Raw genomic sequence first — 26,963 nt, forward strand, 5'->3', positions numbered from 1 at the left:
CTCTTTCAAGACCTCACATGCTTTCTCGATAGGCGTGCTCAGTAGGCGCGCGCGAAGTCACCCTCCTGCTTGATATCAGTGAACACAGGATAGCGCGGTTTCCAGGCCGTGCCCTTGGCCGTGGTCAGCTGGCTGAGCCGTTCGAGCACGTGGAGACCGTCGTTGCGCAGACTTGCAGACACCGCGGCGCGATCCGGAAAATTCTTTAGAACGGCGTCGAGCCAGATCGTGCGGCCCGCCAGGAAGCCGCTCGCCCCTGCAGCATAAGAGTAGTCGAGCACGCGTTCGAATTTCGCCGGCGCAGCGCCGCCCGACAGCAGCACCCAAGGAATGTTGCGCTCGCGGCAGATATCGCCGATTGCATCGAACTCCATCTGCGCGGCTCTGGCTGCCCCGCTGCCGTCACTGGCCGGCAGGCCGTTGGCCGCGACCGGGCTCTCCAGCTTGAGGAGATCGACGCCATATTCGGGCTTGGCAAACTCGCGCACGCTGTCGATGACCAGACCGGGAAGTTTGCCCGGCGATTCCACGTAATCAGCGGTGTGATCAACGCTGCCCAGGAACGGATAAACCAGCAGCTCGAGAACATAGGGAATGTCGTGGCGGGCGCAGTCCTCGCCGATCTCGCGCACGAACTTCTTCTGGTGTTCGTTCACCGCGGCATCGGCGTCTGGCCGGTACCAGGCCAGCACCTTGACCGCGTCACCGCCCATGGCGCGGATCTTCTCCACGCTCCAGTTGGTGATGGCCCGCGACTTGCGACCGCCCGCGGTCTCCTCGACGCGGTGCTCTTCCAGAGTCATGATCAGGCCGCAGCGCGGCGGCAGCAGATCGATCGCGGCGGGCACGGCAAAGTTCGGGTCGAACAGCATCGAGCTGCAGTGCGGCGCGAGATTCTCGACCAGAAGACGCTTGGCCGCCGTGACGTCGGAATACTCGACCTGGTCCCGCGTGATGCCTTTTGCTTTCGCGATGGCATCGAACAAGGGCGGCCGCTGGTCCAGCGCGACCATTCGAAAATGGCCGTCCGCGTCAGCAAGCCGCGCCAGGCCGCGGTTCTTTCCAATCGTTCTCATGGCTTCGTCCTCATGAATGCAAGACACTCGTTGATGTCGGGGATTCCGTTGCGGCCGCCAGCGTGGCGGCATTTCATGGCGGCCGTCGCTGCCGAAAAAGCCACGGCGGCGCGCACGTCCAGGCCGGCGCCGATCGCCAACGCGTAGGCCCCGTGAAAAACATCGCCCGCGCCTGTGGTGTCGACGACCTCGACGGCGTAGGCGACCTGCCGCTGCAGCTGGCCGTTCTGGTACCAGCTCACGCCGCCCTCACCACGCGTGACGGCGATGACGCGGCAGCCGAAGCGAGCGAGGGCTGCGAGAGATTTATCATCGGCGGAGCCGGCAAAGGCGGCAAGCGCCGGCTCGGAGAAGATGGCGTGATCGGTTAAGGGCAGCAGCCGCTCGAACACTTCGGCATCGGCCATGTCGCCGTCGAGCACCGTCGGAACGTCGCGCGAGCGCGCCTCGCGGAACAGCGTTGCGGCGCCCTCGACCCAGCGCGGGTCGGCCAGCACGGAGGATGCGCGGCCGATTGCTTCGAGCGGAAGCCAATCCGCGGATTCAGGAAAAAGGCCGCGGAAGTTCACGATCTGCCGCTCGCCGCTGCTGTCGACGATAATTCCGGAGACAGAGGAGCGGCCATCGGGAAACAGCCGGAAATTCTCGACGTCGACGCCTTCGGCGGCGAAGGCGGACTTCATCTCGTGGCCGGCGGCATCATTCCCTGCCCGCCCCCAGAACGCGACGGACGCGCCGAGCTTCGCCACCGCCACGCTCGCATTGGCGGCCATGCCGCCGCCCAGCGTGCCGTACGCGGCAGCTTTGATCTTCTCGCTTCCACCCGCGAACGGCCGATCGACGCGCCAAACCTGGTCAAGCGCAGAGAGCCCAAGGCAGATCACGTGCACGGGCCTGGCCTTGGACCCGACGTCCGCTAGCGCCAAGAGATCGCCGATGTTGGCTGACGTACTCACCGGAGGACCTGTCCGTTGGTGGCATCGAACAGATGCGTCTTGCCAGGCTGCGGGCGCAGCGCGAGGCGATCGCCGACTTTCGGTCGCAGCGACGGGTCGATCCGCGCGATCGCGGAGATACCGGCGAGATCAAAATGGATTAGCGTATCGGAGCCGAGCGGCTCGACCAGCTTGACCTCGATGGCAATGCCATCGGCAGCATTGGTGGCGACAGTGAAATGTTCGGGACGAATGCCGAGTAAGGCATTGCCGGCCCGTCGCAGACTACTCGCGGTCTCGCCGTCCACCGGCACCGCCGTACCACCTTGCGAGAGGATTGCGCAGTCGTCGTGCCACTCGACCGCGAAGAAATTCATGGCGGGCGAGCCGATGAAGCCGGCGACGAACTGGTTGGCGGGTCGCTCGTAGACCGTCTCCGGCGTGTCGTATTGCTGGATCGCGCCGCTCTGGAGCACCACGATGCGGTCGGCCATGGTCATGGCCTCGATCTGGTCATGGGTGACAAAGACCATGGTAGTCTTCAACTGCTGCGAGAGTGCCTTGATCTCGGCCCGCACCTGCCCGCGCAGCTTGGCGTCGAGGTTGGACAGCGGCTCGTCGAACAGGAACGCCTTGGGATTGCGCACGATGGCGCGGCCCATGGCGACGCGCTGGCGCTGGCCACCGGACAGCTCCTTCGGCTTGCGGTCGAGATAAGGCTCGATGTGCAAAAGCGCGGCGGCGCGCTTCACCCGCGCGTCGATTTCCGCTTTCGGCGTTCCCCGCAGCTCCAGCGCAAACGACATGTTGTCGTAGACTCGCATGTGTGGATAGAGCGCGTAATCCTGGAACACCATCGCGATATCGCGCTGGGCCGCCTGCACGCCATTCACGCGCTTGTCGCCAATGTAAAGGTCTCCACCCGAAATAGGCTCGAGGCCCGCGATGATGCGCAGCAAGGTCGACTTGCCGCAGCCGGATGGGCCGACGAACACCACGAATTCATGGTCCGCGATCTCCAGATTGAGATCGGGGATCACGGTGAAATTACCGTAGCGCTTGGTGAGATTGCGGATCGAGATCGAGGCCATGATCGCTTAGTCCAGCGCCAGCACAGGCTTGATCAGCTCGCCGTTGGCGAACCGCGCGAAGTTTTCAGGGAGATCCGAAAGACCGAACTCGCCGTCAACGAGGACGCGGTATTCGTCCTTGTACTTGCGCAGCAGCTCGACATTCTGCTCGAAATCCGAGACAGGGAAGTAGAAGGTCCGGATCATGTAAAAATCCTTGCGGCGGAATACCTTGCCCTCCTCGATGGTCCATGGCGCGGCGTTCTCGCCGACCAGCACCAGCGCGCCGCGCGGCAACACGAGCTCGATGCCGAGATTGCGCGCCGCATGGGCGCCCGAGCATTCCATGATGAGCGCGAAGCGCTTCGAGGTGTCGCCGACCGGGTGCGCCTTCGCGCCGAAGGACTGTGCGATCTTCAGCCGCGCCGCATTGGGATCGGCGACATGAATGTCGTTGTAGCCAAGCGCGCGAAGCGCCAGCACGACGCCGAGACCGACAGGCCCCGCCCCCATCACGAGGGCCGGACCGGCCTCGTTCGCCGGCACCACGCGGCTGACGAACCGTACGGCGTGGCCGGATGTGCCGATGGTGTCGAGCAACAGCGGCGCGAGGCTGTCCTCGATATCATTGGGTACCGGCAGCAAACAATTTTCCGGCACGGGCACGTATTCGGCATAGCCGCCCGGCCTGTTCCAGCCGATCAGGCTGGAGACCTCGAGGCACATCTGGGTATCGCCGCGCTTGCAGGCGGCACAGTGATCGCAGTGCAAGGGAATGTAGACGGCGCAGCGGCGGCCATGCAGACTGTGGCCTGGCTGCTCGACGACGCCGAAGATCTCGTGGCCGGCGGTGAACTCGGCGCCCTTGTGCCAGAGCTTGAAGTCTGAGCCGCACAGCGCCGTTCGCGAGACACGGACCAGCACCTCGCCGGCGCCGATTTCGGGCATCGCCACACGCTCGATGGTGATTCGGTCGCCGCCGTGGAAGACCGCGGCCTGCATGATCGAATTCGAGCGGGGAGACATATTCATCAAATACCTAGCCTTTCACCGCGCCGAGCGTCAGTCCGGACACCAGCCAGCGCTGAACCAGGGCCGCCAGCACCAGCGGCGGCAAGGCGATCAGCGTCGCCGCGGCCATGAGGGCGCCCCATTGCGTCGAGCCTTCGCCGATGAAGTTGAAGGCCGCCGCGATCAGCGTCTTGGTGTCGCCGTTGGAGAGCACCAGCGCAAACAGGAAGTAGTTCCACGAGAAGACGAAGGCGAGGATCGCCGAGACCGCGACGCCCGACGCCACCAGCGGCATCGCGATGCGCCAGAGAATGCGCGTGACGCTGCATCCATCGACTTGCGCAGCCTCGAACACACTGCGCGGGATGGCATCGAACGACGGCAGCAAGACCCAGATCACGATCGGCAGCGTGATGACGGCGTGGCTGAGGATCAACGCGGTGTAGGAGCCGATCATGCCGATTTGCCGGAACATGACGTACCACGGCAGCAGGAACAGCGTGCCGGGCGCCATGCGCGCCGCCAGCGTCAGGATTGCCGGCCACGTAATCCGGGTCCAGGAGACGGCGAAGGCGGCGGGAATCCCGAACAGCAGCCCGAGCGAGGTCGAGCCGACGGTAACGATGAGGCTGTTGAGCGCATAACTCAGGAACGGCGTGGTCTTGGTCAGCTCGGCGTAATTCTCCAGCGTCGGTGTGAAGACCAGCGTCGGCGGATAGGCGGTGACCTCGAAGGACGGCTTGAACGAGGACAGCACCATCCAGACCGTGGGCGCCATGATGATGATGCCGGCGAGCACGAGCTGCACCGTGTTGAGCCAGCGGATCCAGCGGTCGGTGTTGGCGGCATCGTTCATGACATCACCACGCCACTGCGCCGCGCAGGCGGTTGAAGGCGAGCACGGCGCCGAACACGATCGCCGTCAGTGTCAGCATCAGGGCGCTGGCATAGCCGATGTTGAAGAACTCGAAACCGACCCGGAACCCATAAATGTTGAGTGTGTTCGAGGCGTTGCCCGGGCCGCCCTGGGTGGTGATGTAGATGATGTCAAAGAAGCGCAGGAGATCGACGCTGCGCAGGATCGCGGCAGTGACAATGGTCGGCAGCAGCAGCGGCAGCGTGATGCGCTGAAACGTCTTGAATGGGGATGCGCCATCGATCTGGGCAGCCTCGTAGACACTCGGCGGCAGGGATTGCAACCCGCCCAGCACGATCAGAGCGACATAAGGCGTCCACTGCCAGCTGTCGATCAGCGCCACCGTCGGAATGACCAGGGACGGCGAGGCCAGCCAGTCCGACGAGGGCAGGCCGAACGACTGCAAGACATAGTTGGCGGCACCCAGCGAGGGATCGAGGATTACCAGCCACATCATGCCCGCGACCACCGGCGGCATCATGAACGGCGAAATGAACAACGAGCGCACGATGCCCGGTAGCCGCTTGGCGTGGAACAGCACCAACGCCAGCCAGACGCCGAAGACGAGTTGCAGCACTAGCGACAGCACGAAGAGGGCTATGGTGATCCACAGCCCGTGCCAGAATTCGTAATCGGAGATCAGCTTGGAATAATTGGCAAGCCCTGCGAAGGACTGCTTGCCGGTCGAGGAAAACGTCTGGAAGCCTAGCCAGATCGTATAGACGACCGGAAACGCGATCATCGCAACCGTGAAGATCACGGCCGGCGCTGAAAGCGCCGCCATTTCCAGCTTCTGCCGGTCCTGCGTGAGTGTCGCAGCCGAGTCAGACATCCGTCCGCGTCCTCAGGTGGGGAGAAATGCCGGCATGCAGCGAGCCTGCCGGCATGAAGTCCTTACTTCTGGGCGATCAGCGCATCGAGCGCCTTGTCGGCATCCGCGCAGGCCTGGTCGATCGGCTTTTGCTTGAGGATCAGGTCCTGCACCGCCTGGCCGATGAACTCGCGCGATTCCGGATTGGCGACGATGGGATAGCCGACCTCGGAGGAACCCTTGGTGGCGAGCACGTCGAGAGCGGCCTGCCATTCCTTGCGCACCGGCTCCTCATCGATCCATTTACGATACTCGGGATCCTTGGCGACCGATGGACGCGGCGGGGCAATGCCCTGGAGCGCCATCTTCTTCTGCACCTCGGGGCTGGTCGCCCACTGCACGAAATACCAGGCCGCATCCGGCTGCTTGCTGTGCGAGGATACCGCCATGCCCCAGCCGATCGTGGTCGGCACCTGGCCGGCCTCACCCGCCGGGAACGGCAGAAGACCGGTGTCCTTCAACCGCGCGCCACCGTCCATGACGGTGCGAAGCTCGTTGGACGATTCAAACGCCATTGCGGCGCGGCCGCTGCGATAGAGCGCCGAAATCTGCTGGAAGCTGTAATTGACGACGCCAGGCGGACCGAAGTCGCGCAGCAGCCGGCTATAGGTTTCGAGCGCTTCCTTGCCCTTGGCGGAGCACAGGTTCGACTTGCCGTTGGCGATATAGGTGCCGCCGACATTGTGCAGCATGTTGCTGAAGGTGTAGGCGACCGCGGGCTTGAGGCCGCGCGAGACGAACGGCGTCACCGCGCTGTCGCAGGTCTTGATCTTTTCGGCGGCGGCTTCGACGTCCTTGATGGTCTTCGGCGCCTCGAGACCGCAGTTCTTGAAGATGTCGGTGCGGTAATAGAAGATCGGCCCTTCGAGATTCATCGGCATGCTGGTGAGCTTGCCGTTGAAGGTCGCCGCCTTCAGCAGGGCTTGGCTGAGCCCGGCCGGATCGTAGTCCTTGGCCACGTCGTTCTTGGCCATCGTGGTGAGGTCGGCATACCAGCCGGCGGCGGCGAACTGCTCGCCCTCGCGCGAGGGCAGCGTCATGAACACGTCGACCTCGTCGCTGTTCGCATTCATGACGGTCACCAGACGCTGGCGCATCTGCTGTTCCTGATAACCGTCGACCTTGAGGGTCATGCCGGTCAACTTCTCGAAATCGACCTTGTAGGTCAGGAGCGCCTGCGCGACCGGATTGTTGTTGGCGAGAAAGGTGACGGTCTTGCCCTTGAACTTCATCCAGTCGTAATCGGCGGCGTGCGAGGGCGCGCCAACAGCGGCGATCGCGAGAACGGGCAACGAGAGATGCGTCGCGAGCATCCTGGCCTTCATTGGACTCTCCTCCCGGCTGGCCGCCTTAAGCTGGCGGACCATTTCGAATAAGTTCGTGCATATCTGAAAACGGTTACAAACTAGACCGCACGCTCGCCGTGTCAAGCGCTGGACAAGCTGAGTGATCTGCGGCAATACATGTGATTCTTACCACCGCCCGGATTTGCGGTGCAACATGTACCGTTACATTTATGGGACTGACCGACGCCAAGTCTGTGAAACATGGCATCCGCGCCGTAGCCGCCCGCGCCGGCGTCTCAACCGCATCGGTCTCTCGTGCCCTCAACAATCCGGATGCGGTGAGCCCATCTCTGCGCGTGCGCATCGAACAGGCGATTGACGCGCTCGGCTACATCCCGCATGCGCCCGCGCGCATCCTGTCCTCACGTCGCTCGCGCACTCTTGGCGCGATCGTGCCGACCATCGACAACACGATGTTCGCGCGCGGCATCGCTTCGCTGCAGCACTATCTGTCGTCGGTCGGATACATGCTGTTCCTCACGACGAGCGGCTACGATCTTGACGTCGAATTGCAGCAGGCGCGCAATCTGATTAGCCGCGGCGTCGACGGCCTGGTGCTGCGCGGCGACTGCCATCACGAGGGCTTGCGCAAGCTGCTCGCGGACAACGCAGTGCCGTTCATCAATGTGGGCATATACCAGCCCGACCGGCCCTACCCTTGCGTCGGCACCGACAACGAAGCGGGCGCCCATCGCGCCGCCGCCCATGTCATCGAACTCGGCCATCGCCGCATCGGGATCGTCTCGGCTCTCCAGCGCAACAACGACCGTGCCAGCGCTCGCGTTGCCGGCTTTCGCCGCGCGCTGACCGAGAGCGGCCTCGAACTGCGGTCGCAATGGCATGTCGAGGTGCCCTATACGCTGGACGACGCCCGCGAAGCGGCGCGCTATCTCCTGGGTCTCAAGGATCGTCCCACAGCCGTAGTGTGCGGCAACGATGTCATCGCCTACGGCGTGCTGCTCGAGGCGGAACGCAGCGGCTTTTCGGTACCACGCGATCTGTCGGTCGTTGGGTTCGACGATCTCGACTGGAGCCGCCATCTGCGACCGAGCCTGACCACGATTTACGTTCCGACCGGAGAAACCTGGCAACGCGCCGGCGAATATCTGGTGCGCAGCCTCGCCGGCGAGCAGACCATCATGCACCGCGAGATCGACTTTTCACTGGTGGTCCGCGAGTCGACGGCGCCGCCTCCAAAATCCCTGAAGTGAGACAGTCCCGATGAGTTTGAATTTCTCTCTAGCCTCCGGCTTTCATGCCATCGTGATCGGGGGCGCCGGCGACATTGGCGCAGCAATCAGCAACCAGTTTTGCGATCTCGGCGCGACGGTGACCGCAACCGGCGCCAACGATGCCGATCTCGCCCGCACACTCCTCAAGCCGCGCGCGGGCCTCACGCTCGGGACGCTCGACGTCACCGATGATGCGGCCGTCAAATTCTTCGCCAACAAGTACAAGCGGGTCGACGCGCTCGTCAATTGCGCCGGGATTCTCGCCCGCGACAAAGAATTCGAGATCGAGACTTTCGTGAAGGTTCTCGATGTCAATCTCACCGGCACCTTCCGGACCTGCATGGCTTTTCGCGCGCTGCTTGCGGAGGCAAAGGGATCGATCGTCAACATCGCCTCGATGAACGCGGTTTTGGCGCTACCGCGTATCCCCGCCTATTGCGCCAGTAAGGGTGGCGTCGTGATGTTGACCAAGGCACTCGCCTTGAAGTGGGCCGAAGAGGGCATTCGCGTCAACGCAGTTGCGCCGGGCTATATCGAGACCGCGATCAACGCCGCCGGCCGGACTGATCTCGCGCATTACCAGCGCATCGCCGACCGCACCGCGTTCAAGCGGTGGGGACAGCCGGAAGATATTGCCGGCGCCGTCGCGTTCCTCTGCATGCCGGCGTCGCAATATGCGACCGGTACCGTCGTTGCTGTGGATGGCGGGTTTCTCGCAGGTTGACGTCGCGCGAGCACCGGCGGCTGGACATCAACGGATACGTCAAGCGGCGCATCGTCGGCTTCAAACCATCTCTGGAAGCGAGCGCCGCAGTTCCGAGGCGCGCAAGATGACGTCCTATGGCAACGACGAGTGGCAACCTTGCCGCGGTTGACTTGTTATAACATTTCGGCAAATGTCCTTACTAACCGGAGCGCAAAATCCGGATTTTCGGGAGGACCGTATGACGTCATTCAAGCCGACGCGACGAACGCTCATCAAAACCGGAACCGCGGCAGCGGCTCTGGCGACGTTTGGACCTACTCTTCTCCGACAGGCCGCCGCGCAGGATGCCGACCTCGCGCCATACAAGTCCGCCAAGATCGATTGGCAGCAGGTATCAGGCGAAACAATCACTGTCGCGGTTATCCCGGCGAGCTACTTCGAAAACCTGATCACGCTGGCGCCTCAGTTCAAGGCGCTGACCGGCATTGATGTCCGTTTTGAAAAGATCCCCCCGGCGCAGATCCGGCAGAAGAGCGTCATCGACCTGACCTCGAAGACCGGTACCTACGCGACCCACGCCGCCGACCCCATGTATTACGCGCTCTACGCCGCGAACAAATGGGTCGAGCCGCTCGACACCTATCTGAACGACAAGTCGCTGACCGACCAGGCCTGGTTCAAGCTTGATGACATCATTCCAGCCTGGCGCAGCGCCAACGGCATCGACGGCAAGCTCTACGGGATGCCCTATGACGGCGAAGTCACCATTCAGGTCTATCGCAAGGATCTCTATGACGCGAAGGGCCTGAAGCCGGCCGACACGTTAGAGGCCTACATGTCCAACGCCGCGGCGCTGAACACGCCGAACGACCGCATCTGGGGCGCAGCGCTGCGCGGCGTCGCCGGTGCCGGCCAGAACATGTACATCTATCCGTCGATTTTTCGAGAGTTCGGCGGCGACTGGATGAAGGGCGGCAAGCTCACCGTCAATGGCCCCGAGGCCGAGGCGGCGCTCGCCTGGTATATCGACATCATGAAGAAGTACGCGCCGACGGCGGCCGCGAACTGGAACTGGCCCGATATTGCCGATGCGTTCTCGCAAGGAACGGTCGCAAGCTACATCGACGCGCATTCCTCGGCCTCCGTTATCAACAATCCCGAGAAGTCCAGGGTCATCGGCAAGGTCGCCTATGCACGCTGGCCGAAAGGCCCGTCGGGCAAGCGCACCACCTCGATCTGGAACTGGGGCTTCCCGATCAATTCCGCGCTGCCGGAAAAGAAGCGAAAGGCGACCTGGCTTTTTATCCAGTGGGCCGCCAGCGCCGAAACCCAGGCCCGCACCGCACATCGTTTTGCAGGTCCGACCAAGCGTTCTGGCGTCAACCGCACCTCAGTCTGGAAGGATCCCGACTACATCAAGCTGATGAACGGCTTTGGTGAGAACTTCGTCGAGGCTACGATGGGCGCCCTGCAGGAGGACACCGACGTCGACTGGCGGCCGCGCGTGCCACAATGGCCGGCGATCGGCGACACCATGGCAACTGCGATCCAGTCGGCCCTCTCGGGCCAGGCCACGATCAAGGCCGCACTCGACGATGCGCAACGCCGCATCGAACCGATGATGCGCGGCTGATCCATGGCGACCACAGTGGTGACATCGGCCGGGATCGCGAGCGAGGCGCCTCGCAGCGATTTCGGCCGCATCCTGGCGCAGCGCGAGCGCCGGTTCGCAGCAGCCTTGCTTGCGCCGGCATTTCTCGCCCTGCTTGCCACGACGACGTTTCCGCTGCTCTTCTTGGTCTATACCAGCGCGTTCCGGATGGATCTGGCGATGCCGTTCACCAACGGCTTCGTCGGATTCGAGAACTATCAGGTGCTGCTCTCCGACGAGCGCTTCTGGACGTCGCTGCTGGTAAGCCTCGTCTACACCGGCTCGACCGTCGCGCTCCAGGTCATCATCGGGCTGGCGCTCGCCTTGCTGGTCATAGACATGAAGCGCGGCCAGGGCTGGTTTCGTGTCATCGCGATCCTGCCTGTCGTGCTGTCGCCGGCCGTCGTCGGCATGATCTGGCGCACCTTCATGCTGGCGCCGGAATTCGGCATCGTCGACTTTCTCGCCATCAACGCCGGTCTCGGCAGCAAGAACTGGCTCGGCGATCCCACGCTTGCGATGGTCTCGGTGATCGCAATCCATACCTGGCAATGGACGCCGTTCGCGTTCATGGTGCTGCTGGCCTCGCTGGCCTCACTGCCCGAGGACATCTATGAGGCCGCGCGGCTCGATCGTGCCTCGGCCTGGCAGCGCTTCCGCCGCATCACCCTACCCTTGCTGCGGCCCGCGATCGTGATGGTCGTCATCATGCGGACGATGGTGGCGCTGACGGCGTTCGCGGCGATCTTCACCGTCACGGCCGGCGGGCCCGGGACCGCGACCGAGATCCTCAACCTCTACGCCTACAGGAAATCCTTCACTGAGTTGTCAATCGGGTACGGTGCGGCGCTGGCGGTGGCGCTGCTGATCGTGACCATCATCATCTCCGGCATCCTGTTTGCTCTGCGGAGGGCAAAGTGACGGCAAAGCGCCTCCGCGCCATCGCCCTGCTCGCGTTTTCCATGGTCTTCCTGCTGGCCTGGGCGTTCCCGATCATCTGGAGCGTGCTGAACTCGCTCAAGACCGATTCCGACGTATTGGCCTATCCGCCCAAGCTGGTTTTCTCGCCGACGCTGGAGGCCTATCGCGACGTGCTGTTCGGCTCCGGATCGATCCTCCCGAACCTCCTTTCGAGTGCCATCATCTCGGTCGGCACTACTATCGTGACCATGTTGATGGCGGTGCCTGCGGCCTATGCGCTGGCGCGGCTGCGCTTTCGCGGCAAGAAGTTCGCGGGCTTCTATGTCCTGGCGACACAGATGCTGCCGCCAGTCGGCATCATCATCCCCTATTTCTTGGTGCTGCGGAACATCGGCTGGATCGATACCTATCAGGGCATCATCCTGATCTACCTGTCGTTCTCCCTGCCTTTCGCGATCTGGCTGCTGGTATCCTATTTCGAGGACATTCCCTTCGAGATGGAGGAAGCCGCCTATCTCGACGGCGCCAGCAGGCTCAAGACGCTGTGGCTCATCATCATCCCGCAGGTCCGCGGCGGCATCGCCGTCACCGTCGTGTTCGTATTCCTCAATGCCTGGAACGAATTTCTGTTCGCGGTCGTGCTCAGCGGTAACACGGTGCGTCCGGTCACGGTCGCCATGTTCAACTTCGTCTCCGTCGAGCAGACGCTGTGGGCCAAGCTCGCAGCTGTCTCGGTCCTGGCCATGCTTCCTGTAGTCGTGCTCGGAGTAGTCGCGCAGAAGCACATCGTGAAGGGTCTGACGGTCGGTGCAGTCAAAGGCGGAGGGCGCCGATGAGCGGCCAGGGTCAGGTCAGTTTTCGCAACATCGTCAAGATGCACGGCGAGTTCGCCGCGCTCAAGGGCGTCAATTTCGAAATCAAGCCGGGCGAGTTTTTTGCCCTGCTCGGCCCGTCCGGCTCCGGCAAGAGCACGACGCTGCGCATCCTTGCCGGTCTCGATGCGCCGACCGCCGGCCGAGTGCTGATCGACGACAAGGACGTCACCTCGACTGACGCGCGCGATCGTGACATCGCCATGGTGTTTCAAAGCTACGCGCTCTATCCGCACATGACCGTCGCCGAGAACATCGCCTTCCCACTCGAGATGGCCAGGCTTCCGAAGGCCGAAATTGCTTCCGCCGTGCACGAAGCAGCAAGAAAAGTGAAGATCGACCACCTTCTGGACCGGAAGCCGGGCCAGCTCTCGGGCGGTCAGCAGCAGCGCTGCGCACTCGCCCGCGCGATCGTGCGCAAGGCGCGCTTGTTCCTGCTCGACGAACCCCTCTCCAACCTTGACGCCAAGCTTCGGCTGGAGACCCGGGCCGAATTAAAGAAGTTGCAGCGCTCCCTGGGCGTCACCGCGGTCTACGTCACCCATGACCAGGAAGAGGCCATGACGCTGGCCGACCGCATGGCGGTGTTCATGTCAGGCGAGATCCAGCAGATCGGCACGCCCGCAGAAGTGTTCGCGCGCCCGAACTCGATTGATATCGCCGGCTTCATCGGCAATCCCCCGATGAACCTCGTCCCCGCCCGCTATGTCGACGGCGACGTGATCATTGCCGGGCATCGTCTCAAGACGACCACCACAACCGCGGGCGAGCGTGATGTGGTGGTCGGGTTTCGTCCCGGCGCCCTGCGCATGACGGAGGGCGGACTCGGCGCGCGCGTCGACCTGATCGAGGACCTCGGAGATACCGCCGTGCTCGACCTCGACTGCGCCGGCATCATGATCCGCATGCGCGTCAGCGACGGCAACATCCCCGGCGAAGGCGAGACCATCTCGATCACCACCCGTCCCCAGGACATTCACTTGTTCGATCCCACGACCCGCATGCGGCTCTGACACCATGGCTGTTCAAACCCACAAGAAGAAGTCCGCTCCGCTCGGCAGCGATGTCGTCGCGGAAGGCTCGACGCCCCTGCACGTCCAGATTCGCGAGTCCATTCGCAGTCAGGTTCGGGACGGCAAGCTGATCGACGCCACCGGCCGCCTGATGACCGAGGCCGAGCTCGGCCGTCATTTCAGCGTCAGCCGCATCACCATCCGCAATGCCATCGCGCCGCTGGTGAACGAAGGCATGTTCGACCGCTCACGCGGCCGCGGCACTTTTCTGCGCTCGAACCAGCCCGAAAACTGGGTCGGCCACCTCATGGGTTTTTCGGAAACCATCCGCGACGCTGGCTATCAGGCCGGTGCAAAGATCCTGCAGCAGGGTATGACCAACCGCCATGATCCCGCCGTTCGCGAGCAGCTGCGTGAGCGCGCCGTCTGGCAACTTAGGCGTCTGCGGTTCGCGGATGACACACCGATCGCGATCGAGCACGCCTTCTATCCGCCGGACATCGGTCTCGAGCTCGAGAAACGGGATCTGATATCGATCATTATGTATCGCGTTTTCGAGGACGAACTCGGCTTCGCCATCAAGGACGCGCAGCAGACCATCAGCGCCGATCTCGCTGATGCCAGCAGCGCAAAACTGCTCGGCGTGAAGGTCGGATCGCCCCTGCTCGCGATCGAGCGCGTCACCTTCAGCAAGGACGGACGGGCGCTGGAGCTTCTCCGCGCCGTTTATCTGCCGAAATATTTCCGCCTGAGCATCAGCCTGACGCGCCGCCACTAAGATCGCCACACGCCAAAAACGAGGACACAAACATGCCGAATGGCGCCAAAACTTCCGAGAGCCCCAACATCCTGCTCATCCTCAACGACGACATGGGCTTTTCGGACATTGGCTGTTACGGCGGCGAGATCCAGACGCCGAACCTCGATCGTCTTGCGGCGAACGGGCTGCGTTACTCTCAGTTCTACAACACCGCGCGCTGCAGCCCGTCTCGCGCCTCGCTGCTGACCGGCCTGCATCCGCACCAGACCGGCATCGGCATCCTCACCTACAGCAACGGTCCGGAAGGCTATGCCGGCAATCTGAACAAGAGTTGCGTGACGATCGCCGAAGCGCTCAAGAGCAGGAATTATACGAGCTATCTCAGCGGCAAGTGGCATATCGCCAGCACCCTCACCGAGCCGACCGACGCCTGGCCGATGCAGCGCGGCTTCGACCATTTCTATGGCACCATCATCGGTGCCGGCAGCTTCTATCACCCGAATACGCTAACCCGCGGCAACGACAATATCGAACACGAGCCGGTTAAGGACCCGTCGTTCTTCTATACGGATGCGATCAGCGACCAGGCGGCCACCTTCATCCGTGAGCACAGGGCGGAAAAGCCCGGCGCGCCGTTCTTCCAGTACGTCGCCTATACCGCCCCGCACTGGCCGCTCCACGCCCATGACGAGGACATAGCAAAATACAAGGGCCGCTTCGACGCCGGCTGGGACAAGCTACGCGAGGAGCGCCTCAAGCGCCTCGTGGAGGACGGCATCATCCATCCGAACTGGCGCCTCACCGATCGTGATCCGACCCAGCCCGCGTGGACCGACGCCGAGCAGCGCGAATGGACGCTGCGCTGCATGGAGGTGTACGCGGCCCAGATCGACCGGATGGACCAGGGCATCGGGCGTATCCTGAAGGCGCTGGAAGAAACCGGCCAGATGGACAACACGCTGATCATCTTCCTCTCGGACAACGGCGCCTGCGCCGAGAACATTCCGGAAGGCGTCACTGCGAAGGAGCTGGTCGACCAGCTCATGATCGCGCAGGCAAAGACCCGCGACGGCAGGCCGGTGCGCTTCGGCAACGATCCAAGCCTTATGCCCGGCGGCGAGGACACTTACCAGAGCTACGGCACCGCCTGGGCCAATCTCTCCAACACCCCGTTCCGGCTCTATAAGCACTGGGTTCACGAGGGCGGTATCGCCACGCCGTTCATTGTGCACTGGCCGCGCGGCATCTCCGAAAAGGGCGGCCTGCGGCACAATCCAAGCCAGCTCACCGACGTGATGGCGACCATTCTTGACGTCACCGGTGCCACCTACCCCAGTGAATACAACGGCAACACTATTTTGCCCTGCGAGGGCGAGAGCCTGGTGCCATCATTCGGGGCAGCTTATGGCAATCGGGGCCCGCTGTTCTGGGAGCACGAAGGCAATGCGGCTGTGCGCACCGGCAAGTGGAAGCTGGTGCGGAAATATCCTGGCCCTTGGGAACTCTACGACATGGAAACCGACCGCACCGAGATGAACGATCTGGCCGCGCAACATCCGGATCGCGTCCGCGAGTTGACGGCGCAGTATCAGCAATGGGCCAATCGTTGCGGCGTGATCCCGCGCGAGAAGATTCTCGAATTGATGAAGGCGGAAGGCGGCACGGCCTTCTGGGAAGAAGAGAAGCAGAAATAACTCATGACCGGGGATCGTTCACATTGCTGCACCCGAGGCGACGCCGGCAAGGAGTCGGCGCCGTCCAGCGAGGCGCAAGGAGCTATCCCCCCTGGTCCGACGATGATCCAGCGCCGCTGGAGCTCATTGCTCGGTGGCACCTTCCACATGGGTTCGGCCGACAAAAGGTTTGTCGAAGATGGCGAGGGCCCGGTGCGGCCGGTCACCTTGTCGCCGTTCGCCATCGCCTGTCATGCCGTGAGCAATCTGCAGTTCGGCGACTTCGTCCGCGCTACGGGCTATACGACCGAGGCCGAACGCTACGGCTGGAGTTTTGTCTTTGGAGGCTTGTTGCCGGAAGAGACGCGCACCGTCCAATTGACACGCGTTCAGGAGACACCATGGTGGCTTGCGGTGCTGCGCGCATATTGGGCACAGCCAGAGGGACCGGCGAGCAGCATTCTCGACCGGCTCGACCACCCCGTCGTCCACGTCTCCTGGAACGACGCACAGGCTTACTGCGCATGGTCAGGGACGCGGCTGCCGACCGAAGCGGAATGGGAGATGGCCGCGCGCGGCGGGTTGGACCAGGCCACCTATCCCTGGGGCAACCAGCTGCAGCCCGACGGCGAGCATCGCTGCAACATCTGGCAGGGCAACTTTCCCGACCGCAATACCATGGATGATAGCTATTTTGGTACAGCGCCCGTTCATGCATTCGCCCCAAACGGATACGGTCTGCACAATGTGGCCGGAAACGTCTGGGAATGGTGCGAGGACTATTTTTCGCCGAGCTATCACCGCCTCACCACATCTAACGATCCCTTGAACCGCGAACCGGCTCCGAACCGTTCGATGCGCGGCGGATCCTTCCTCTGCCAGGAATCCTACTGCAACCGCTACCGCGTCGCGGCGCGAAGCTCTAATACGCCCAACTCTTCGTCGAGCAATATCGGCTTCCGCGTCGTGCGTACCGAGCCGTTGCGGGATCCGGCGTAGTTATGGTGTCGGCACCCCATCCTGCGAAGCCGGCCGGTACGCCCGGCGTCCGCCTGCTGCCGTTGTTCCTGCGCAATTTCGTGCGCAATCGCGAGACTGGCCTCGTGCTGGTCGCCATCGTCGTCGGACTGCTCGGCGGCGTGCTCGTGGCCGCGATCTCGAGCCTCAGCCAGGTCTCTCACGCACTGCTGTTCGACATTCCTGTCGACGCACATCTCAGCGCCACCGGCGTGATTTCGTGGCAGCGAACACTGCTGATCCCGATGCTCGGCGGCTTGGTGCTGGCGCTGATCGGGCTCTACTTCGCCCGACGCGTAAAGGGCCAGCAGCTCGCCGACGCGATTGAGGCGAATGCGCTCTATGGCGGCCGGCTGTCGTTTCGCGGCAGCCTCCTGATTTCGATGCAGACGCTGCTCTCAAACGGTTTCGGTGGATCAGTCGGACTGGAGGCGGGATACACCCAGATCTGCGCGATGTTCGGCTCTCATGTCGGGCAGCGCCTCGCCGCACGACGTAACGACATGCGGCTCCTGGTCGCCTGCGGCGCCGCGGGTGCGATCAGCGCTGCGTTTTCTGCACCTCTGGCCGGCGCCTTCTACGCCTTCGAGGTCGTGATGGGCATGTACACTTCCGCGGCACTTGTTCCCGTCACCGCTAGCGCCGTTACTGCGTGGCTGGTCGCGCGGCAATTGACGCACCAGTCGTTCCTGATGGTGCCCGGCTTCCCCTCACCGGTGTCCGTCGAGATGATCGGGCAAACCGTGCTGATCGGCGTCATCTGCGCCTTCGTCAGCATTATCGTCATGCTCGCAGTCGCATTCTCGGAACGGTGCTTTCAGCGCATCACGGTATTCAAGGGATTCGTACGGCCGATCCTCGGAGGCCTGCTGCTCGGCGGTCTTGCCCTGCTGACGCCGACCGTGCTGGGCGCCGGCCATGGCGCGATGCAGATCCTTCTCGTCAGCAATCCGACCTGGCTCCTGCTCACCACGACTATCGTATTCAAGATTCTTGCCTCAGCCATCTCGCTCGGCTCGGGCTTCCGTGGCGGTCTGTTCTTCGCTTCACTACTGCTCGGCGCGCTGATCGGGCAGCTCTACAGCATCGTGCTGACCGGCCTTCTTCCTACGCTCGCCCTGCAACCGGGCACCGCTGCCATTGCCGCACTGGCTGCTCTGGGCACCGGCGTGCTGGGCGCGCCGTTCAGCATGGTCTGTCTCGCGCTCGAAATCACCGGCGACTTCTCCGTCACGGTTGGCGCGGTGGTCGCATCATCGGTCTGCGCGCTCATTGTCCGCGAGCTTTTCGGCTACAGCTTTGCGACGTGGCGCTTCCATTTGAGGGGCGAGGTCATCCGTGGCCCGCAAGACATCGGCTGGGCCAGACAAATGAGCGCGGCGTCCCTGATGCGCACGGACTTCGAGAACGCCCCGACGACGATGCCGATCGGCGAGGCGCAAAGGCTGTTTTCGCCGGCGCTGGTCCGGCAGGTCGTGCTGCTCGATCCCAACGACGCTTATGCCGGCATCGTTCCGGCCGCGACGCTGCATTCGGTCGCCAACCGGGACGACGAGCCGCTCGGATCGCTGGCGCAGCAACAGGATGAATGCCTGCTTCCGACTACGTCCGTTCGTGAGATCCTGAAAGCCTTCGAGCGCAGCGAGGCAGACGTCCTAGCAGTCGTTGACCGCGGCGACAGTCGCACAGCGATCGGAACGCTAAGCGAATCCCACGTGCTGCGCACCTATGGCGAAGAACTCGAGCGTCGGAACCAGGAATTGTTTTCCCGGTAGACGGTCAAAGTCCAGGTTTGAGCATGACCTGGCCGGAAAGCCGCATCGCGCTTTTACGGCCGCAAGTCCATGTCGATACGCACGAAATCGCCGCGATAGGTGACCTCGCCGAGATAGATCACTGTACGGTCGCTGGTTGTGAAGACACGACGGACTTCGGCCACGGGCGAGTTGAGGGGCACGCGAAGCAGCCGCGCCGCCTCGAGATCCGCGGTACCGATCGTAAGCGTCTGACGGGCGCTGGCGATCGCGGGATCCCTGAGATCGTTGAGGATCGGGATCACGGTCTCGTTGCGAAAGCGCTTTGGCGACCTGCGAAAGATCTTCTCGTCGAGATAGATGGAAATGACGCAGTAAGGCTGCTTCTGGCGTGAGTGCAGGCGGCGCATAAAGACGTATTTCTCGGCCGGCTTGCCGTCTTCGGGAAGCAGCGGCGCATCACTGCGGCTTTCCGAGATGTTGATGATCTCCGGCGAGGTGTCGCGGTACATGTCCGCAAGGTCCGACAGCGTAGTCTCGACCTTGAGCCAGCGATCCTGCCGCAAAGAGCCCGTGACAAACGTGCCGCGTCCCTGCTGGGCCCCGATGACGCCGTCGCGGGCAAGCAGCTCGACCGCCTGACGGATCGTGACGCGCGACACCCCGAACTCGGCCGCAAGCTCCTCATTGGCTGGCAGGCGAAAGCCGCGGGTCCAGGTGCCGCGCGCAATCCGCTGGCGGAAGATGTCGGCAATCTGCGCGTATTTGGGGACGTGACTGTCGGAATTCAATTCCATCTCGCCTCCGGTAGATCAATGAATCGATCAGGCCATGACAAGAGCTGCACCGCGCTCGCCAATCATCAGGCTGGTCGCGTTCGTGTTGGCCGAAGTGATCTGCGGCATCACCGAGGCATCGATCACCCGGAGCCGCTCGACGCCGCGCACGCGCAGCTGCGGATCGAGCACCGCTCGCTCGTCCCGGCCCATGCGGCAGGTCCCGGCACAGTGAAACACGGTGCCACCCGTGTTGCGCGCAAAATCCCACAGCCCGGCATCGTCCGTTGCCGCATCTCCCGGCACCACCTCGATGTCCCACAGCGGACGAAACGCCTTCTGTTGGTAGATCTCGCGCAGGATGTTCAGGCCCGCAACGATGGTCTTGCGATCGATCTCCTCGGCGAAATAGTTGGGCGCGATCCGCGGCTGCTCGAACGGATCGGTCGAACTGATCGCAAGCCGGCCGCGCGATTTTCCGTGGCATTGCCACACCGAAGCGGTAAATCCGGAATAGGTGTGAAGGGGCTCACCGGGCTTGTCGACCGACAGTGGCATCACGTTAAACTGCACGTCCGGCCTGCCGCCGACGGCGTATTCGGTGCAGGCTGCGCCCCCCACCTGCCCTGCGCCGACCGTCAACGGGCCGCTGCCTGCCAGCATCCATTGCAGGCCCATCTTCGCAAGCTCGACCGGATTTCGGACCTGATCGTTGAGCGAGATCCGCTCCTTCAGGCGGACGATCAGCCGGGCTTGATAGTGGTCCTGAAGATTTGCGCCGACCTCCGGAGCATCGGCAACGACGGGGATGCCGAGCTTGTGCAGTAGATCAGCAGGACCGACGCCGGAAAGCTGGAGGATTTGCGGCGACTGCAGCGCCCCGCCCGACAAAATGACCTCGCGATCGGCTCTCGCGCGGTGCACCTGCCCCTTCCTGATCCATTCGACGCCGTTCGCAACGGGGCCTGCGAATGTGACCTTACTGACCTGCGCATGGGTGATGATAGTGAGATTGGGCCTGGCAGCAATCGGACGAAGAAAGGCGGAGGCGGAGCTGGTCCGCCAGTGACGCCCAATGCCGAGCTGGTAAGTGCCGACGCCGAGCGTGGTTGCGCCGTTGAAGTCGGGATTGGATGGCAGACCAAACTGCACACCCGCCTCGACCCAGGCCCTAGATGCTCGATTGTCGTTGCGGAGATCTGAGACCTCGAACTCCCCAAGCCCGCCGTGAAACTGGCTCTCGCCGCCGCGGTAGCGTTCGTAGCGCCGGAAATACGGCAGGACGTCACGATAGCTCCAGCCATCGGCGCCAAAGCGTTCCCAGTCGTCGAAATCCTCGTGCTGGCCGCGGATGAAGATCAGGCCGTTAATCGACGAGGACCCTCCGAGCACACGGCCGCGCGGCCAGACGATGGCGCGCCCGCCGCTGCCTTCCGACGGCTCCGTCCTGAACAGGCGCGAGAAACGTTCGTTGTAGATGGTCCGATAGTACCCGACCGGAAGCCTGAGCCAAAAATTCCGGTCCGATCCACCGGCTTCCAGCAGCAGCACGCGGCAGGCGGGATCGGCGGACAGCCGGTTTGCGACCACGCAGCCCGCCGAGCCCGCGCCGACGATGATGTAGTCGTAGCCGGGCGATGACATCAGGCGGTCCGGTACTGTTCGATCGACGCAAGGTCAGGCTTGAGCCCAAGACCTGGCCCGTCGCCGAGTTCGATCGCACCGTCCCGGACATCTAACACGGGGCCACAGAAGCGATCGCGCAGCGGGTTCTCATTGCAATCGACTTCCAGCAGCCCGTCTCCGCCGATGCCGGCCAGAAGATGGGCCGATGCGAGAAGTCCGATGCCGGCACCAAGATAGTGCGGACAGAACATCTTGCCTGACTGCAGGATATCGCGGGCGATGCCCGCGCAAGCCGAGAGTCCACCCCATTTCGCGATGTCCGGCTGGACCACGCCGAGAATCCGCTCACCCAGCACCTCGGCAAATCCGGCGTGGCTGGCGATGTTCTCGCCGGCCGCGAGCGGAAACCCGACTTTCTGGCGGAGCTGCTTCCACTCCTGCCGCGGGCGGTCGGCGCGGATCGGCTCCTCGAGCCAGCCAAGGCCGAACGCTTCCAGCTGCGGAGCAAGCTCAAGCGCCTGCGCGACGGTCCAGCCCTGGTTAACGTCAGCGGCGAGCAGGCCTTCGCCAACAAGCCGCCGCAGGGCCGCCAGATTGGCACGGTCGGCCGCCGGATCAAAACCTATCTTCAGCTTCAGAGCGCGGTAGCCGCGTGCGAGGGCTGCCTCCGCGGCGCGCTCTGATCCTGCGGGATTGATGCCGCTGGCATATACCTTGATCCTGTTCCGGGATCCGCCGAGCAGCCTCCACAGCGCAACGTTCTGGCGGCGCGCGTGAAGATCCCAAATAGCAAGGTCGATGCCGGCGATGGACTGTGCGAACGGACCCGCTTCGCCGGACTGCAGCGCGAGCACCGAGGTTCCCTGCGTCAGGCGCTCGAAAGCAGCTGATGGACCTTGCGCCTTGAATCCGACAAGGGCCGGCGCGAGCACCTCGTTGACCAGCCGAACACGATGCTCGGCTCCCGGCGCCGGAAAATTGCACCACACCTCGCCCCACCCCACGTGACCGTCCGTATCCTCGACGCGAACGAAAACGGCCGGCCGATCCGCCATCCGCCCGAACGAGGTGATGACAGGGGTCGTCAACGGATAGCGATAGCCGAAAGCCTGGAGGCTGCGAATGGAGAAGGGCGACGATGTCATGCGCGGAAGGCCTGCGACGCCTATGACCAAAGGCGCTCTTGTATGGTCATCCTATTTATCATATGACTTTCGAAAACATCAACCGCTATCCGGGTGGAATGCGTCGAATGAACGGAGCAGGCGTGAGACGCTTTGGTCTCGGATTGATTCCGTGGTTCGGTGCAATCCTTCTCTGGTACGCGGTGCGCTGGAGCGGCTTCGTCAACGTCTCGCTGATCCCCGCTCCGCACCAGGTGGCCGCGAAATTCTTCGAGCTTCTCACCAAAGAAGGCCTTCTCGTCGACATCTTCGCCTCCACCAGACGCGTCTTCTTCGGCGTCGCGCTCGGGATTCTTGCAGCGGTGCCCGTTGGCTTCCTGCTCGGCTGGTATCGCCCGGCCCGCACCTTCGCCGACCCGATGATCAACTTCTTCCGCGCGCTGCCACCAATCGCGCTGATCCCGCTCGTGATTGTCTATTTCGGCGTGGACGAGGTCGCAAAACTGGTCATCTTGTTCTACGCCTCATTCTTCTCCGGCGTGATCGTGATGTATGAAGGCGTCTCGCAGATCACGCCCCTCTACATCCGCGTAGCGCAGACGCTCGGTGCCAGTCAGGGCGAAATCTTCCGCAAGGTCATCATTCCCCTCACCGTCCCGCATATCCTCACCGCGTTACGGGTCGCATTGGGTGTGGCCTGGGCGACTCTCGTGGCATCTGAGCTGATCGCCGCCCAGCGCGGACTTGGTGCGATGATCCAGAATGCCTCGACCTATTTCCTGCTCGATGTCATTTATGTCGGCATCATCTGTATCGGCCTGATCGCTCTGCTCATGGACATGATCCTGCGCAAAATCACGGCGCGGTTGCTGGTGTGGCAGGATCGGGTCATCGCATGAAGAAGCGTGCGCAGTTCGAAAATGTTTCGTTGTCATTCGAAACTCCGAGGGGCCGCCTCAACGTCGTCGAGGACGTAAGCTACGACATCAACGATGGGGATTTCATCGCGGTGATCGGCCCCTCCGGCTGTGGCAAGACCACGATGATGAGCATGCTCGCGGGTTTCCAGAGGCCGACGACCGGCAATGTGCTGTTCGACGGACGTCCCGTCGCGGGCCCCGAGCCCGAGCGCGGCGTCATCTTTCAGGAATATGGCGTCTTCCCGTGGCTGACCGTGAAGCAGAACATAGCTTTCGGCCTGAAGCTCAGCGCCAACCGCGTCCCGGCCGGTGAGCGCGATGCCATCTGCGATCACTATCTCGGCCTGATGGGATTGTCCGACTTCGCCAGCTCCTATCCGAAGCATTTATCCGGCGGCATGCGTCAGCGGCTCGCGATCGCGCGTGCCTATGCCGTCAAGCCGCAGTTCCTGCTGATGGATGAGCCGTTCGGCGCGCTCGATGCCCAGACCCGATCCAACATGCAGAACCTACTGCTGAAAGTGCTCGAGACCGAAGGCAAGACTGTCATGCTAATCACCCACTCCGTGGAAGAGGCTATCTACCTCGCCTCCCGCATCGTGGTGGTGACCGCACGGCCGGCACGGATCAGGCAGATCATCGACGTGCCGTTCGCCTATCCGCGCGACGAATCAATCCAGGAGCGAGCCGAATTCGGGGAGCTGCGAAGCTACATCAGGCGACTGGTGATGGATGAGTATCGCGCCCAGCAGGCGCAAATGCGTCCGGCATCGTTCGCGGAATAACAAACAAAACGGAGGATACCATGGACCGCAGACAATTTCTGACCACGACGGCGGGCCTTGCGCTCGGCACCTTCACGGCCTCAGCACCGGCGATCGCGCAAGCGAAAACGAAAGTCCGCGTCGGCTATCTGCACACCGTCGCGGTCGACGGCCAGATCTGGACCGGCATGGATCGCGGTTCCTTTGAAAGGCAGGGCCTCGATCTCGAGCTGCGACAGTTCAACACCGGCCTCGAGATCTTCCAGGCGCTGATCGGCGGCAGCCTCGACGTACTGGCCACCGGCGCCGTGCTCTCGAACTTCCCTGCCCGGGGGCAGGGCAAGGTGTTCCTGATCAACGACATTGAGGTCGCGACCGCACAGCTCTGGGTTCGCGGCGACCAGGGCATCAAGTCGTTTGAGGACCTGAAGGGCAAGCGGATCGCGACCGCGACCGGTACCACCGCGCATGTGTTCCTGGATACCGCGCTTCGCGCCAACAAGGTCGATCCGAAGGAGGTCGAACTCGTCAACCAGACCATGCCAGCGGCCGTGACCGCCTTTATCTCCGGCGCGGTACCGGCCGTCGCTCTTTGGGTACCCTTCAACGTCACGGTTCGGGACAAGGTGCCAGGGGCGGTCAAGCTCGCCGATGCGTCAGCCTACTATCCAAAGGCCGCTATCATCGGCGGCTGGGCGGCGGCCAACGATTATTACGAGCCAAACAAGGAAACGCTGGCGAAGCTGATCCGTGGCTGGGCGGATGCGAATGACTACATTGTCGCGAACAGCACCGAAGCGATGGAGAAGCTGCAGAAGGGTCACTATAGCCAAACCCCGCTGGCCGACATCAACGAATCGTTCAAGGCCCAGAAGATGTTCACGTCCAGGGAGTGGAAGCGAATGTACTCAGACGGGACGGTCACCAACTGGCTGCAGCAGTCGACAGATTTCTTCATGGCCAACGCAGGCATCAAGGACTCCACGCCGGCAACCAAATATTTCGATCCCAGTCTGTATCTAAAAACAATCGTGTGATCTGATCGCGGAAGCTGGCGGCTCCCTTGCGCCGTAGCACCCGCGCTCTCTTCATGTTGAAGAGGCTTTCGTTTCGAAAGCTGATCAGTCGATGATATGGGTCCCGTTTAGTTGAAGCGTACTGGCGGCGAACCGCCTCCGTTTGCATGACACTGAGCGATCCTGCGGCTTCATTGGCCCTGCTCATCACTGTAGGACCGCTGTTGCCCTGTTTCGGCTGTCTCGTTCGAGGCCAAGCAACGCTGCGCCCGCTCGATCTGGAAGTACAAGAACTAGTCAATCGACGGCTACATAGTCGCCATCTAGCTTCTGCGGCCGTTCTGCTTAACTCAGGCGAAGTTGATCCGAAACACAGCCGGAGCGCTTCTCGCCGAGCATGCGCCACCCGGATTTTGTCGCATATCAACTGCCGCTGACTGATAAGGTTTGCCGACAATCTTTATCAGTCTAGAACCGTCTCCAATTCGGATCGTTACAAGCAAGCCGACTGATGCCGCGTCCTTAAATTGTCATCAGATGAGGCGCCACCTTCCGCCGCTGCGCTCGTCTTCAGGAGCGGATGGCGTCAATCGCGTGAGCTATTAGAAACGCAACGCTTGCCGCGATTATGATCACTAAAAACCAACTGATCACGTCCGTCTCCATCAACATTATGGAGTGAACGCGCTCAAACGCGCACAGTCAAAAACAAGTCGCCGAAAAGCTTAATTTCAGCGATGGGCTGAGGACTCGAGGCAACTCTTGCGTCCGCAGTCGGTCCTATCGGCGAGATGCCAGTAGCCGGGTCTCACAACCCACCATGATGGGTCTCGGTGCAGCTCCCCTCTCGCTTGGCAGCAATAGAAGCAGAATTGTTCCGTCCTCGGAACAGAATGCCCGCCAGGTTGATTTCGGTTCCGCCGAAATTGTGTTTGCAAAAGAGACAAAGTTGGGGCAGAATTTTTGCTACCGGGGCTGGCTGCATATTTCACTTGGTATTTTTGACCCGGCTTCATTTGACGACGCGTGGGCCGCAGCGATTTAACCTCCCGCTGCGGCCTTCGCCGCACGGCAGGCCAGCGTGAACCGGCGAGCGCCCCTCAAGGTAGGCCCTGTCGTTGGCGCCTCAGAGTCGGAGGACCGTGAGAACGGCTCAAGCGTCTCCAGCCGCAGCTTTCCCGTCTGCTCCGCTGATTGAGCTTCGCAGGAGCGGCTCGCCCTGGGCATTAGCCATTGGGACAGTGGCCCCGAATCGATGCCGATTGCACGAAAGGGGCGGAATCCGCATTATGGTTTTGCTGGGCGAAGCGGATCTACCGTGGCTCTGAAGAACCCCGACGCTATTGCGGCAGTCGTGACTGCGCTGCGGCTTACTTACGGCGACGAAACGGCACGAGCCATGCTGGTCGGCGGCATGAGCCTGGCCGCGCTGATAGAGGCGATGTTCTCCGCCTCGGTTGAGCGACGCGATGCCGTTCGATACGTTGCGTCTGCCTTGGACGACTTCGCCATCTCGCCGGAACCCGGCCCCGTCTGGCACCTTCGCTACGTTTACGAAAGTCATGGCTCGTTTCGCGTCGTCGATATGGAGATTGCGACGCCAACAGGCACGCTGTCCAGTAAAGACGTCCGGCTACGTCTGCCCGTCTAGCTACCTTGCCACTTCTGCAATGTGACCAGTGCTGTCGACGATTAGCGAGCGCGCGGTACCTTCTCTGACGGCCTTGTAAGTCTTGATCTTTCCGGCCGGCACCTCCTGGATCTGCGAGTAGCCTGCGGCGCGAAGCTTGGCGATGATCTCCTCCGGCGTCAGGCTGAGCGCGGACGAGGATCCCCAGACCAGTACGAGGGCAGCCATTACGAACGATCGCAGCACTTGCCCTCCTTGCGCGCACGCCGTCATCGGGTTGACT

The 26,963-nt window shown here is 62.6% G+C and carries 26 protein-coding genes; 15 read left to right on the forward strand and 11 right to left on the reverse strand.

What is annotated here, in order from left to right:
* Nucleotides 1–38: 38 nt before the first annotated feature.
* From B5V03_RS40955 to B5V03_RS40985, 7 genes are all read right to left on the reverse strand, one after another.
* Entirely contained in the window at nucleotides 39–1,076 is a 1,038-nt protein-coding gene (locus tag B5V03_RS40955) for a tagatose 1,6-diphosphate aldolase (RefSeq protein WP_129276073.1), read from the reverse strand.
* Nucleotides 1,073–2,032, reverse strand: a complete 960-nt coding sequence (locus tag B5V03_RS40960; protein ID WP_129276074.1) for a sugar kinase — start codon at nucleotides 2,030–2,032, stop codon at nucleotides 1,073–1,075. Before B5V03_RS40960 ends, B5V03_RS40955 begins: the two co-directional genes overlap by 4 nt.
* Nucleotides 2,029–3,102, reverse strand: coding sequence for an ABC transporter ATP-binding protein (locus tag B5V03_RS40965; protein ID WP_129276075.1), 1,074 nt, complete (start codon nucleotides 3,100–3,102; stop codon nucleotides 2,029–2,031). Before B5V03_RS40965 ends, B5V03_RS40960 begins: the two co-directional genes overlap by 4 nt.
* A 6-nt stretch (nucleotides 3,103–3,108) precedes the next feature.
* Nucleotides 3,109–4,113, reverse strand: coding sequence for a zinc-dependent alcohol dehydrogenase family protein (locus B5V03_RS40970; RefSeq protein ID WP_129276076.1), 1,005 nt, complete (start codon nucleotides 4,111–4,113; stop codon nucleotides 3,109–3,111).
* A gap of 7 nt (nucleotides 4,114–4,120) precedes the next feature.
* Entirely contained in the window at nucleotides 4,121–4,948 is an 828-nt protein-coding gene (locus B5V03_RS40975; protein WP_129276077.1) for a carbohydrate ABC transporter permease, read from the reverse strand.
* Between the two features lie 4 nt (nucleotides 4,949–4,952).
* Complete coding sequence (locus B5V03_RS40980) at nucleotides 4,953–5,840, reverse strand: carbohydrate ABC transporter permease (RefSeq protein ID WP_129276078.1); 888 nt, start codon at nucleotides 5,838–5,840, stop codon at nucleotides 4,953–4,955.
* 62 nt (nucleotides 5,841–5,902) lie between these two features.
* Nucleotides 5,903–7,204, reverse strand: coding sequence for an ABC transporter substrate-binding protein (locus tag B5V03_RS40985; protein WP_164988648.1), 1,302 nt, complete (start codon nucleotides 7,202–7,204; stop codon nucleotides 5,903–5,905).
* A gap of 191 nt (nucleotides 7,205–7,395) precedes the next feature.
* Between B5V03_RS40985 and B5V03_RS40990 the strand changes: the two genes are divergently transcribed.
* From B5V03_RS40990 to B5V03_RS41035, 10 genes are all read left to right on the forward strand, one after another.
* Nucleotides 7,396–8,436 (forward strand): LacI family DNA-binding transcriptional regulator, encoded by a 1,041-nt coding sequence (locus tag B5V03_RS40990; protein ID WP_129276080.1) that lies wholly within the window; start codon nucleotides 7,396–7,398, stop codon nucleotides 8,434–8,436.
* A 10-nt stretch (nucleotides 8,437–8,446) separates the two neighbouring features.
* Nucleotides 8,447–9,181 (forward strand): SDR family NAD(P)-dependent oxidoreductase, encoded by a 735-nt coding sequence (locus B5V03_RS40995; protein WP_027519174.1) that lies wholly within the window; start codon nucleotides 8,447–8,449, stop codon nucleotides 9,179–9,181.
* Nucleotides 9,182–9,401: 220 nt separating this feature from the next.
* Complete coding sequence (locus B5V03_RS41000) at nucleotides 9,402–10,796, forward strand: ABC transporter substrate-binding protein (RefSeq protein WP_164988649.1); 1,395 nt, start codon at nucleotides 9,402–9,404, stop codon at nucleotides 10,794–10,796.
* A 3-nt stretch (nucleotides 10,797–10,799) separates the two neighbouring features.
* Entirely contained in the window at nucleotides 10,800–11,735 is a 936-nt protein-coding gene (locus B5V03_RS41005; protein WP_129276082.1) for a carbohydrate ABC transporter permease, read from the forward strand.
* Nucleotides 11,732–12,571, forward strand: a complete 840-nt coding sequence (locus tag B5V03_RS41010) for a carbohydrate ABC transporter permease (RefSeq protein ID WP_129276083.1) — start codon at nucleotides 11,732–11,734, stop codon at nucleotides 12,569–12,571. The genes B5V03_RS41005 and B5V03_RS41010 overlap by 4 nt, the downstream gene beginning before the upstream one ends.
* The gene (locus B5V03_RS41015) at nucleotides 12,568–13,620 is read left to right on the forward strand and encodes an ABC transporter ATP-binding protein (RefSeq protein ID WP_206736250.1); all 1,053 of its coding nucleotides are present in this window, start codon (nucleotides 12,568–12,570) and stop codon (nucleotides 13,618–13,620) included. The genes B5V03_RS41010 and B5V03_RS41015 overlap by 4 nt, the downstream gene beginning before the upstream one ends.
* 4 nt (nucleotides 13,621–13,624) lie before the next feature.
* Nucleotides 13,625–14,398 carry a GntR family transcriptional regulator gene (locus B5V03_RS41020; protein ID WP_129276084.1) on the forward strand — a complete coding sequence of 258 codons (774 nt, stop codon included), beginning with the start codon at nucleotides 13,625–13,627 and terminating at the stop codon, nucleotides 14,396–14,398.
* Nucleotides 14,399–14,430: 32 nt separating this feature from the next.
* Nucleotides 14,431–16,074, forward strand: a complete 1,644-nt coding sequence (locus tag B5V03_RS41025) for an arylsulfatase (RefSeq protein WP_129276085.1) — start codon at nucleotides 14,431–14,433, stop codon at nucleotides 16,072–16,074.
* Nucleotides 16,075–16,176: 102 nt separating this feature from the next.
* Complete coding sequence (locus B5V03_RS41030; protein WP_206736251.1) at nucleotides 16,177–17,052, forward strand: formylglycine-generating enzyme family protein; 876 nt, start codon at nucleotides 16,177–16,179, stop codon at nucleotides 17,050–17,052.
* 2 nt (nucleotides 17,053–17,054) lie between these two features.
* On the forward strand, nucleotides 17,055–18,845 hold the full coding sequence (locus B5V03_RS41035) for a chloride channel protein (protein ID WP_129276087.1): 1,791 nt from the start codon (nucleotides 17,055–17,057) through the stop codon (nucleotides 18,843–18,845).
* Between the two features lie 53 nt (nucleotides 18,846–18,898).
* On the opposite strand, the gene B5V03_RS41040 is transcribed toward B5V03_RS41035, so the two are convergent.
* Genes B5V03_RS41040 through B5V03_RS41050 form a run of 3 tightly spaced genes read right to left on the reverse strand, consistent with a single transcriptional unit; the run spans nucleotide 18,899 to nucleotide 22,371 of the window.
* A complete protein-coding gene (locus B5V03_RS41040; protein ID WP_129276088.1) occupies nucleotides 18,899–19,621 on the reverse strand; it encodes a GntR family transcriptional regulator in 723 nt (240 codons plus the stop codon).
* Between the two features lie 27 nt (nucleotides 19,622–19,648).
* Nucleotides 19,649–21,244: a GMC family oxidoreductase gene (locus tag B5V03_RS41045; protein ID WP_129276089.1), complete on the reverse strand. Its 1,596-nt coding sequence runs from the start codon at nucleotides 21,242–21,244 to the stop codon at nucleotides 19,649–19,651.
* Nucleotides 21,244–22,371, reverse strand: a complete 1,128-nt coding sequence (locus B5V03_RS41050) for a mandelate racemase/muconate lactonizing enzyme family protein (RefSeq protein ID WP_129276090.1) — start codon at nucleotides 22,369–22,371, stop codon at nucleotides 21,244–21,246. Before B5V03_RS41050 ends, B5V03_RS41045 begins: the two co-directional genes overlap by 1 nt.
* Before the next feature lie 107 nt (nucleotides 22,372–22,478).
* On the opposite strand from B5V03_RS41050, the gene B5V03_RS41055 reads away from it, so the two are divergent.
* From B5V03_RS41055 to B5V03_RS41075, 5 genes are all read left to right on the forward strand, one after another.
* The gene (locus B5V03_RS41055) at nucleotides 22,479–23,249 is read left to right on the forward strand and encodes an ABC transporter permease (protein WP_129276091.1); all 771 of its coding nucleotides are present in this window, start codon (nucleotides 22,479–22,481) and stop codon (nucleotides 23,247–23,249) included.
* Entirely contained in the window at nucleotides 23,246–24,055 is an 810-nt protein-coding gene (locus B5V03_RS41060; protein WP_129276092.1) for an ABC transporter ATP-binding protein, read from the forward strand. Before B5V03_RS41055 ends, B5V03_RS41060 begins: the two co-directional genes overlap by 4 nt.
* A 20-nt stretch (nucleotides 24,056–24,075) precedes the next feature.
* On the forward strand, nucleotides 24,076–25,071 hold the full coding sequence (locus B5V03_RS41065; RefSeq protein ID WP_129276093.1) for an ABC transporter substrate-binding protein: 996 nt from the start codon (nucleotides 24,076–24,078) through the stop codon (nucleotides 25,069–25,071).
* A gap of 799 nt (nucleotides 25,072–25,870) precedes the next feature.
* A complete protein-coding gene (locus B5V03_RS41070; protein ID WP_129276094.1) occupies nucleotides 25,871–26,095 on the forward strand; it encodes a hypothetical protein in 225 nt (74 codons plus the stop codon).
* 273 nt (nucleotides 26,096–26,368) lie between these two features.
* A complete protein-coding gene (locus B5V03_RS41075; RefSeq protein WP_129276095.1) occupies nucleotides 26,369–26,701 on the forward strand; it encodes a hypothetical protein in 333 nt (110 codons plus the stop codon).
* Here B5V03_RS41075 and B5V03_RS41080 read toward each other — a convergent pair whose 3' ends face one another.
* Nucleotides 26,702–26,908 (reverse strand): hypothetical protein, encoded by a 207-nt coding sequence (locus B5V03_RS41080; RefSeq protein WP_129276096.1) that lies wholly within the window; start codon nucleotides 26,906–26,908, stop codon nucleotides 26,702–26,704.
* Nucleotides 26,909–26,963 lie beyond the last annotated feature (55 nt).

The organism is Bradyrhizobium betae, assembly GCF_004123905.1.
GTDB classification, from domain to species: Bacteria; Pseudomonadota; Alphaproteobacteria; order Rhizobiales; family Xanthobacteraceae; genus Bradyrhizobium; species Bradyrhizobium betae_A.

Bases quoted from the DNA above. Each gene is read 5' to 3' on its own strand.
- B5V03_RS41005 (WP_129276082.1), top strand. From the start codon at position 10,800: ATGGCGACCACAGTGGTGACATCGGCCGGGATCGCGAGCGAGGCGCCT.
- B5V03_RS41050 (WP_129276090.1), bottom strand. From the start codon at position 22,371: ATGACATCGTCGCCCTTCTCCATTCGCAGCCTCCAGGCTTTCGGCTAT.
- B5V03_RS40970 (WP_129276076.1), bottom strand. From the start codon at position 4,113: ATGAATATGTCTCCCCGCTCGAATTCGATCATGCAGGCCGCGGTCTTC.
- B5V03_RS41015 (WP_206736250.1), top strand. From the start codon at position 12,568: ATGAGCGGCCAGGGTCAGGTCAGTTTTCGCAACATCGTCAAGATGCAC.
- B5V03_RS41045 (WP_129276089.1), bottom strand. From the start codon at position 21,244: ATGTCATCGCCCGGCTACGACTACATCATCGTCGGCGCGGGCTCGGCG.
- B5V03_RS41000 (WP_164988649.1), top strand. From the start codon at position 9,402: ATGACGTCATTCAAGCCGACGCGACGAACGCTCATCAAAACCGGAACC.
- B5V03_RS40985 (WP_164988648.1), bottom strand. From the start codon at position 7,204: ATGAAGGCCAGGATGCTCGCGACGCATCTCTCGTTGCCCGTTCTCGCG.
- B5V03_RS40965 (WP_129276075.1), bottom strand. From the start codon at position 3,102: ATGGCCTCGATCTCGATCCGCAATCTCACCAAGCGCTACGGTAATTTC.
- B5V03_RS40990 (WP_129276080.1), top strand. From the start codon at position 7,396: ATGGGACTGACCGACGCCAAGTCTGTGAAACATGGCATCCGCGCCGTA.
- B5V03_RS41070 (WP_129276094.1), top strand. From the start codon at position 25,871: ATGATGGGTCTCGGTGCAGCTCCCCTCTCGCTTGGCAGCAATAGAAGC.
- B5V03_RS41040 (WP_129276088.1), bottom strand. From the start codon at position 19,621: ATGGAATTGAATTCCGACAGTCACGTCCCCAAATACGCGCAGATTGCC.
- B5V03_RS41060 (WP_129276092.1), top strand. From the start codon at position 23,246: ATGAAGAAGCGTGCGCAGTTCGAAAATGTTTCGTTGTCATTCGAAACT.
- B5V03_RS41055 (WP_129276091.1), top strand. From the start codon at position 22,479: ATGAACGGAGCAGGCGTGAGACGCTTTGGTCTCGGATTGATTCCGTGG.
- B5V03_RS40955 (WP_129276073.1), bottom strand. From the start codon at position 1,076: ATGAGAACGATTGGAAAGAACCGCGGCCTGGCGCGGCTTGCTGACGCG.
- B5V03_RS41035 (WP_129276087.1), top strand. From the start codon at position 17,055: ATGGTGTCGGCACCCCATCCTGCGAAGCCGGCCGGTACGCCCGGCGTC.
- B5V03_RS41025 (WP_129276085.1), top strand. From the start codon at position 14,431: ATGCCGAATGGCGCCAAAACTTCCGAGAGCCCCAACATCCTGCTCATC.
- B5V03_RS41020 (WP_129276084.1), top strand. From the start codon at position 13,625: ATGGCTGTTCAAACCCACAAGAAGAAGTCCGCTCCGCTCGGCAGCGAT.
- B5V03_RS41030 (WP_206736251.1), top strand. From the start codon at position 16,177: ATGATCCAGCGCCGCTGGAGCTCATTGCTCGGTGGCACCTTCCACATG.
- B5V03_RS40980 (WP_129276078.1), bottom strand. From the start codon at position 5,840: ATGTCTGACTCGGCTGCGACACTCACGCAGGACCGGCAGAAGCTGGAA.
- B5V03_RS40975 (WP_129276077.1), bottom strand. From the start codon at position 4,948: ATGAACGATGCCGCCAACACCGACCGCTGGATCCGCTGGCTCAACACG.
- B5V03_RS40995 (WP_027519174.1), top strand. From the start codon at position 8,447: ATGAGTTTGAATTTCTCTCTAGCCTCCGGCTTTCATGCCATCGTGATC.
- B5V03_RS41080 (WP_129276096.1), bottom strand. From the start codon at position 26,908: ATGGCTGCCCTCGTACTGGTCTGGGGATCCTCGTCCGCGCTCAGCCTG.
- B5V03_RS41065 (WP_129276093.1), top strand. From the start codon at position 24,076: ATGGACCGCAGACAATTTCTGACCACGACGGCGGGCCTTGCGCTCGGC.